The sequence below is a fragment of the Helicobacter sp. CaF467b genome, assembly GCF_022664765.1.
Taxonomy (GTDB): Bacteria; Campylobacterota; Campylobacteria; order Campylobacterales; family Helicobacteraceae; genus Helicobacter_D; species Helicobacter_D colisuis.
The window spans coordinates 1,488,266-1,495,849 of the sequence record NZ_JALAIY010000001.1; the positions used below are offsets into that span (position 1 = coordinate 1,488,266).

General features: G+C 31.6%; 9 protein-coding genes. 4 read left to right on the plus strand and 5 right to left on the minus strand.

All coding sequences use genetic code 11. The features are described 5' to 3' along the window. Position 1: 1 nt before the first annotated feature. Positions 2 to 625, plus strand: a complete 624-nt coding sequence (locus MKD52_RS07635) for a hypothetical protein (protein WP_112057437.1) — start codon at positions 2 to 4, stop codon at positions 623 to 625. Beyond that, entirely contained in the window at positions 622 to 1,926 is a 1,305-nt protein-coding gene (locus MKD52_RS07640) for a UDP-N-acetylmuramoyl-L-alanyl-D-glutamate--2,6-diaminopimelate ligase (protein WP_242099828.1), read from the plus strand. The genes MKD52_RS07635 and MKD52_RS07640 overlap by 4 nt, the downstream gene beginning before the upstream one ends. Positions 1,927 to 1,928: 2 nt before the next feature. On the opposite strand, the gene MKD52_RS07645 is transcribed toward MKD52_RS07640, so the two are convergent. Next, entirely contained in the window at positions 1,929 to 2,567 is a 639-nt protein-coding gene (locus MKD52_RS07645) for a Crp/Fnr family transcriptional regulator (RefSeq protein WP_242099829.1), read from the minus strand. Between the two features lie 798 nt (positions 2,568 to 3,365). Between MKD52_RS07645 and MKD52_RS07650 the strand changes: the two genes are divergently transcribed. Beyond that, complete coding sequence (locus MKD52_RS07650; protein WP_112057439.1) at positions 3,366 to 3,590, plus strand: WYL domain-containing protein; 225 nt, start codon at positions 3,366 to 3,368, stop codon at positions 3,588 to 3,590. 133 nt (positions 3,591 to 3,723) lie between these two features. Here the strand turns inward: MKD52_RS07650 and MKD52_RS07655 are convergent, their stop codons facing one another. The 4 genes from MKD52_RS07655 to MKD52_RS07670 are packed head-to-tail and all read right to left on the minus strand — an operon-like array spanning position 3,724 to position 5,513. Continuing rightward, on the minus strand, positions 3,724 to 4,359 hold the full coding sequence (locus tag MKD52_RS07655; protein ID WP_242099830.1) for a hypothetical protein: 636 nt from the start codon (positions 4,357 to 4,359) through the stop codon (positions 3,724 to 3,726). Between the two features lie 20 nt (positions 4,360 to 4,379). Then, on the minus strand, positions 4,380 to 4,970 hold the full coding sequence (locus tag MKD52_RS07660; protein WP_242099831.1) for an agmatine deiminase family protein: 591 nt from the start codon (positions 4,968 to 4,970) through the stop codon (positions 4,380 to 4,382). A gap of 9 nt (positions 4,971 to 4,979) precedes the next feature. After that, positions 4,980 to 5,156 (minus strand): hypothetical protein, encoded by a 177-nt coding sequence (locus MKD52_RS07665; protein WP_242099832.1) that lies wholly within the window; start codon positions 5,154 to 5,156, stop codon positions 4,980 to 4,982. A 3-nt stretch (positions 5,157 to 5,159) separates the two neighbouring features. Then, positions 5,160 to 5,513 carry a hypothetical protein gene (locus tag MKD52_RS07670; protein ID WP_242099833.1) on the minus strand — a complete coding sequence of 118 codons (354 nt, stop codon included), beginning with the start codon at positions 5,511 to 5,513 and terminating at the stop codon, positions 5,160 to 5,162. A gap of 236 nt (positions 5,514 to 5,749) precedes the next feature. On the opposite strand from MKD52_RS07670, the gene ftnA reads away from it, so the two are divergent. Then, positions 5,750 to 6,241: a non-heme ferritin gene (ftnA, locus tag MKD52_RS07675; RefSeq protein WP_242099834.1), complete on the plus strand. Its 492-nt coding sequence runs from the start codon at positions 5,750 to 5,752 to the stop codon at positions 6,239 to 6,241. Positions 6,242 to 7,584: the final 1,343 nt, after the last annotated feature.

The following is a 7,584-nucleotide window of genomic DNA, read 5'->3' on the forward strand; positions in this document are numbered from 1 at the left end:
TATGCGCTTAATCCAGCAAAGCTCAAAGTATTTAAAAAAGGCTCAAGAATCTTTTAAAAAGGGCGAATATTCAGAATGCCTTGAATTTTGTTCTTTAGCAAGTGGAATTCTCTCTGAAATTCAAGATAATCCTAATTTCGTCGCCAAAAATAAACCTTTTTTGCAAATGCTAACAATGTTGGCTGATATGGCGCTAGATCACAAGGATGAGGCAACAAGTTTGTTTGATTATTATCAAATCATTAAAGATTCTAAGACTTCTGATGCGCAACAAGAAATTATCGCGATGATAGAAAATTTTGATAAAAATCTTTTTGCACTTAATCTTGCACTTCAAAGTATTCAAGAAGCCGACATTGATAGAAGCGATGGAATCTTATACAAAGATTTTCAAAAAATAGCCGATGATATTGGCTTTAAGGAAGCTTTTGAGGATTTAATGTTTAGCACCAAAATCATATTCACACACAAGGGAGATTTTTTATTTTTTATGCAAAATCTCGTTGATTATGGATTCAAAGATGTTGCGATGAATTATTTTGAAAATGTTGGCAATATTCTTTTTTTGGATAAAGATTTTCTAAGAATCTATAAGCAGATTCTTAAAGCAGGAGATTATAAATGAAAATTGCACTAGACATTTCTAGGGATTTTAAATTTTTAAGTGATGATTCAAGAGAAGTCTCCAAAGATTGTGCCTTTTTTGTTACGCAAAGCTCCCAAAAATATCTTAAAGAAGTTCAAAAAAAAGGCTGTGAGTTTTTTGTTACCCCCAAAGAATTATCAAGCTATTTAAAATTAGATTTACAATGCATTGGTATTACAGGGACAAACGGAAAAACTACGACTGCTGCAATGATTTATTCTATCCTTTTGGATATGGGCTATAAAGTTGGTTTGCTTGGAACGCGAGGATTTTTTATTAATGGAATCCAAAAACGCCCAAAAGGGCTTACAACTCCCTCCACACTAGAAATTTACACTGCTATCAATGAAGCCAAACAAGAAGGTTGTGAATTTTTTGTTATGGAAGTAAGCTCACACGCTATTGTTCAAAATAGAATCGAGGGCTTAGAGTTCGCGCTAAAAATCCTAACTAACATCACAAGTGATCATTTAGACTATCACAAAACCCTAGAAAATTATATTGCAACTAAAAACTCTTTTTTTGCTAATCCAAACGACAAAAAGCTTATCAACAAAGATGAAAAAAACGCTCAATACTCACTGCAAAATACCCTAACTTATGGAATTGAATCAGCCTCCACTTTTAGCATCAAAGCTTATAGCCTAAAAGGTGGAATCACTGCACAAATAACCTATGGTAGCCAAGTAGCTACTTTGGATTCTTTGCTCCTTGGCAAACATAATCTCTATAATGCACTAGCCGCCATTGGTGCAGTGCAAATGCTAACCCAAAAACCCCTGCAAGAAATTGCTAATCAATTAGAAAATTTTGGGGGAGTTATGGGGCGTATGCAAATTATCAACCAAAAGCCTCTTATTATCGTTGATTTTGCACACACTGAAGATGGAATGGAGCAAATTTTTCAATCTTTTCTACATCAAAAAATCGCAGTGCTTTTTGGCGCAGGTGGCGATAGAGACAAGACAAAACGACCAAAAATGGGATTTTGTGCAAGCAAATACGCACAAAAAATTTATCTCACAAGCGACAATCCACGCAATGAAGACCCCAAAATTATTATGCAAGAGATTCTAAGTGGAATCCCACACAATAAACTCTCAAGAGTTACCTTAGAAGTCAATCGCGCTTTGGCTATCCAAAAAGCCATTGCCCAACTCAAAGAAGATGAAGTGCTGCTTGTGCTTGGAAAAGGCGATGAAACTTATCAAATTATTGGTGATCGCACCTTACACTTTGATGATTCAGAAGAGATAAAAAAGGCGCTTAAAGCCAAATAAGACTAATCCAAAAACTCTATAATTCCGCGCTTTAAAATAATTTTATTTTGCTTTTCTAAATCTTTCAAAACTCTAGAAACAGCCTCTCTAGCACTCCCTAGTGCATTGGCAATTTCTCCATGTGTGATATAGAGTCTTTTTTTATCATTCCCATTAGCCTTAAGCGATTCAAGCAAAAAGTTAAAGACTCTTTGGTTTAAAGATTCAAAAGCCAAAGAACTAAGCGAATCAACTACCTTGCTTAATCTCTGCGACACCAAATCTAAGTGAAATTGCTTTGCCTTAGGGTATTTTAAACTTAACTGATCAAATACTTTACTAGGCAGAATCCACACGCTAGAAGTCTCTATAAACTCCAAATTCACTTCAAAAGTGATATTTTTAAACATACAAGAAGCCGAAAGAATACAATAATCATCTTTATGGAGCACAAAAAGATTAATTTCTTTTGCATAAGAAGAAATGATATAAGCCCTAAGTGCGCCATATTCAATCAAAACTAACCCGCGACACTCATCTTCTCCACTAGCAATTCTCTGTCCTTTTGCAAAGCTCTTAGAATAAACTCTCTTGCAATAAATCTCCCTATCTTCCTTAGAGACTTCCCATTTTTCCATTAATTCTAATATTGTTTGTTGCAAATTTTCCCTTTAGAGACTCTAAAATTTTGTATTTTGTCAAAATTTGCCTTACAATTCACTAAACAGCCCATTAAAGACAAATGAATAAATTTTGCATACAAACTAACCAGACAAAAGAGCTTAGGCTATTAGTTTTAATGCGGATTCTAAGGATGCTTTGGCTAGAATTAATCCAAAATCAATCTACGCTTTTTATTTTGTTGTGAATTGATACTTATGGGGGCAAAAATGACAAATCAAGATGAGCAAATTGCCAAGATTTATGACAAAATCCCAAAAACATCACAGAACTTGCGCGTATCTTAAATGTAAGCACAAAAACTATAGAGCGCGACATCAAAAATCCACTTATTTCTAATCAATTACAAAAAATAAGTCAAAAATGGAGCATAAAAGAAGATAGCAAAAGCGCCTTTGTATCAAATATGCTAGATAAACTCTCCTTTTATCTTGGAGCGGATTTCTACCAAAAGGCGTGTAAATATGTGCATTATGGAATTAGCATATGCATTTAGCAGACCTTTCCCTTTTTGTTGATATTGGCAGCAAAAAGCTAGAGAGCCAACACATTGATTATATTTTACTCTTCAATCATCAAAAAGATTCAGATTTAATTCAATTATAAGAATCAAAATAGGACTATTAAGTCTTTAAAAGTTGCTCTTTTTTCTAGTTTTCAGTATTTGGTGTGCCTAGAAAATGAGATTCTAAAAACACTTTATTTAAAAAGCATCAAAGACATAAAACTGCTAAAAGAAAATTTTGAAGCTTCACTAGATATAAGCAGAATCTTAAAAAATGCAAATTCTGTGGTTTAACAACAAGCCATATTTTATTGCAAGAATGCTAATTAGCGCAGAAGTGGCTAAATATTTCATCAAAAAACCACTTAAAACACAACGAATCATAGAAACGCTAGAAGATGCATCATTGATTATTGAGATTTATATTAATGACAAAATGCAGATAAAACCCATAATCTATGAACACATCCCCCATATTAGACTTTTAGAACCACTTTAGCTAGCAAAAGATATAAAACAAGAGTTGCAATCTTTCATACAAATCCTAGAATCATAAACCACTAACATTTCAAGGCAAAATACCAAGAAACACAAGCTTTTTATGTTAGAATCACTACATTCTGATTGTCTAGCTATAAAAAGCTATTTGTTTTTCCATTCAGCAAATCGTTATAAAATTTTTTAACACTTTCTGCAAAATATTCTTTAAAATTTTTAGCATTTATCATATCACTCTTTGCATTATTGCAAATACAACAAGCCAAAACGCAGTTATCTTTAACATAGCCTTTGTTTGGATTTAGCCTTTCAATCTGCAATGTGCTATTAAAAGATGGTTTTTTAGATTGTATAACCTTATTGTCAAACAATTTTTTTAAGTTTTCTTCTGTGATTTCGCAATAATGACATTTTCTTTCTTTAGGATTTATACGCGCTTTCTCATACCATAGGGCAAATTTTTTCATTTCTTCAAATTTTTCATCAACTAATTTATCTACTTCTTCAAATTTTTTATCTTCCTCTTTATTCACGATTTCATATTTTCGCATTATTATTTCATAGTGCTCTTTTAAGCATTCCACTTCGCTAGTATCTTTTAAATTTAGCTGATTCCTTATCATTTCAAAAATAGTAAATTTGCTCGATGCTTTATCAAGCAACTTCTCTGCGATATCTCTACTTCCAATAGCACCTTTAAGATATAATCTTAAGAAACTTTTCTTTACATCATCTCCTAGATTCTCGATAAAATCAACTCTATCTGCCATTTTTTCTCCTTTTAATTATTCTAAAACATTAGCACTAATGCAATGTAACTCCCCCCTCCCTTTTTATAGCTCATCTTAGTAACTTGAAAACCCTCTAAAGCTACATTTAGCTTTTTAAAAAATTTATCATTTTCTAGCGAGAAATCATTAATCAATATGTGATTTTTGGTTACAAATCTTGCCATACTATCGCTATGCCCATAGCTATCATAGGCTTGTTTTGGCAAAAATATTATGCGGTTTAATTTGAGAGTTTGCTTGAGAGTTTTTATAATTTCTTCTTCTTTTAGCAGCGGATTTTCGCTAAAGATTTTCTCGCACATAAAGGCAATATCTTGCATTCTTACAAAATTACCACCATCAAGAACTAAATTTAAGTGATTATCCAAAGGCTCTATAAAAGTCCTTATTTCAGGTCTTTTTTTGAGATAATTTGGATTATAAATATAGCTTGTCGCGGTGTTTTCATACACCAAGGGCATAAAATCCCTTACCCATATATCTTTGCTCTCAACCTCCCTATAAGCAATATTAAATAGCTTAAAATGCTTAATGAGATCTTGATAAATACTTTGATGCTGTTTTTTTAAAAGATTAGAAATAGCTATCACAAACCACCCTTAAATCTTTAAAGTCAATGATTCTCCATCATAAGAGATTTTATATTGTAAAATATCTCCCCAAAATTCTAACTTACCCTTAGAATCTTTATAATGTTTCATAGCAAACTCTTGAAGTTTTTGCATAATTTGCATTTTGTTAAGATAAAGCAAATCCTCTGTGATAGGAAACTTCAATACTCACAAATGAGACAAACCAGCAAGCGCGTGTATAGGCTCACTTGTGCGTTTGAAATTTGTTTTTATGTCAATTCTAGCTTCTTGTAGCTTTGTGTATTTGTCTTTTAGCCAAATGCTCTCTTGCAAAAACAAATCCAAAATGTCTTTATCCAAAACAAAATCAAGCTTTCGTATAAACTCCAAAGAGGAATTCACCATATCATAATGCCCCTTTAAAAACCACTCCTTCATACTTGAACACTCCAAAAACAAAGACTTTGTTTGGGCAAATTTCTCTACATTGCTATAGCCAATTTTCTCTGCAAGAAAACTTTTATCCATATGAGTTAAAGTGTGCTTTATAGTATCAAACATTCTAAATCCTTTGTTTTTTTGATTCATATAATATTAACCACAAAAAGCAGACATTAACATTCCCTATTTTTAAAATATGATTTTTGCAAGTCAATAAATTTATATCAACAACCCACACAACAAGAATCCTTAAGAATCTAGCATCTTTGCTTATTGATACTAATACAGAATCTTAAGAGAAATATTAGGCAATATAACTTAGAATTCAAACTCTAAATTTTCATTAAGGATATAAAATGATTACACAAGACATTGTAAAACTACTCAATGAGCAAATTGCAAAAGAAATGTTTGCGGCTAATTTGTATTTGAGTATGAGCTCTTGGTGCTATGAAAATAGTTTTGATGGTGCGGGTTTGTTTTTGTTTCAACATGCCGATGAAGAAAGCGGACATGCTAAGCGTCTTATTACATACCTTAATGAAACAGATTCTAAGGTGATCATTACAGAAGTCGCCGCTCCAGAATCCAACTTTAATGGATTGCTTGATGTGTTTGAAAAAACATATGCGCACGAGCAAAAAATCACACAATCTATCAATAACCTTGTAGATTGCACCTTGCAAAGCAAAGACTACCCAACTTTTAATTTCTTGCAATGGTATGTAAGCGAACAACACGAGGAAGAGGCTTTGTTCCGTGGAATTGTTGATAAAATCAAACTTATTGGATCAAATGGTGATGGTCTCTATCTTGCTGATAGATTTATCAAAGACCTCACAAAATAAATCAAAGCTAGATTCTCTGCAGTCTCTGCTTGAGAATCTCAAGCTACACACTTCTACTCTAGGCTTTTTATACTTTTGTTTAAAGCTAAAAATTTATCAATCACAGCCCTTTGGTGCTACCTTATTATAAATATTCTAAAGAAAGCATAAAATAAAGTTTCGGTTTTAAAAGGAATTTTAATCCTGCGTGGCTTACCGAAAACCACTTATTTTAGTCCCTTTTTAAAATTACTCTAGCAAAATTCTAGTATATTTTTCATTTATTATTCTACTTAAATCCCTAAATTTCTTAACTTCTTAAGTGTCTAATTTTAGCATAGAATAATTTAAGAAGGGACTAAAACGAGTTTGGTTTGCTACATTTTGTAATATAGATAATTAGTAATAGATTTCAATCCCCTTTAATCGGGTCTTATATTGTTAATTAGACAAAAGCAGCAAGTTAGCTACACTAAAAATAGAGGTTTCAATCCCCTTTAATCGGGTCTTATATTGTTAATAGCCAATAATAGCAATCTTTGCCATAGAGAAATAAAACAAGTATTATTAATTCATTTTGCTAAAAGTCTTATAAATACTTACTTTTTCTTTCTTTATTATAAAAAGTTCGCAAATATAATGGTATTTTCAAAAAGTAACTTCATGGTTTTGACAATGAGTTATCAAAAAACACCTGTTTTTTTGGATTTTGCTATTTAAAAAAGTTCGTAAATTGATTTAAAGAAAAAGATCATCAGCTGTGATGGCTTGAATTTCTTTTCCGATATAAAATGATTTTTTATACAATTTTGACAAATATAGTAAAAACGAACACTATCTGTTTTGGTGATTAGATTTTGAATCTCCTGCGTGAGTTTATCAAGTTTTGTTTGTGTTAGAATGCACTCAAAAAACCAATACAAGCCTTTAATCACAAAGATTCCAAGTAGAATCTTTAATCTTTAATCTTTAATCTTTAATCTTTAATCTTTAATCTTTAATCTTTAATCTTTAATCTTGCAACATTTACCTTAAAGTAAATCTCCACCCCAAACCAAATTCCCCATACTAGCAACCACTAAAGCATCAAAAACTCTCTGCTAATATTTCAAGAATACCTATTAAACCTATATTATTCTACTACTCCCAATACATACCATTTCGCACATTTATTCTTTAGCATAGACAATCATAAATTTCTATCTTTTATACACTTTATTCCCAATCCTCTTAAATTTCTATTTATCTGTCTATTTACCAAACAATCATTAATTAAATATTTCAACGAAAAATATTAATATTAACATAAGGCAGTAAGAGCAATATCAAATATTAATAGTGTAATCTTAATGGTTTAGCGTTTA

Bases quoted from the DNA above. Each gene is read 5' to 3' on its own strand.
- MKD52_RS07635 (WP_112057437.1), top strand. From the start codon at position 2: ATGCGCTTAATCCAGCAAAGCTCAAAGTATTTAAAAAAGGCTCAAGAA.
- MKD52_RS07640 (WP_242099828.1), top strand. From the start codon at position 622: ATGAAAATTGCACTAGACATTTCTAGGGATTTTAAATTTTTAAGTGAT.
- MKD52_RS07650 (WP_112057439.1), top strand. From the start codon at position 3,366: ATGCAAATTCTGTGGTTTAACAACAAGCCATATTTTATTGCAAGAATG.
- MKD52_RS07655 (WP_242099830.1), bottom strand. From the start codon at position 4,359: ATGGCAGATAGAGTTGATTTTATCGAGAATCTAGGAGATGATGTAAAG.
- MKD52_RS07670 (WP_242099833.1), bottom strand. From the start codon at position 5,513: ATGTTTGATACTATAAAGCACACTTTAACTCATATGGATAAAAGTTTT.
- ftnA (WP_242099834.1), top strand. From the start codon at position 5,750: ATGATTACACAAGACATTGTAAAACTACTCAATGAGCAAATTGCAAAA.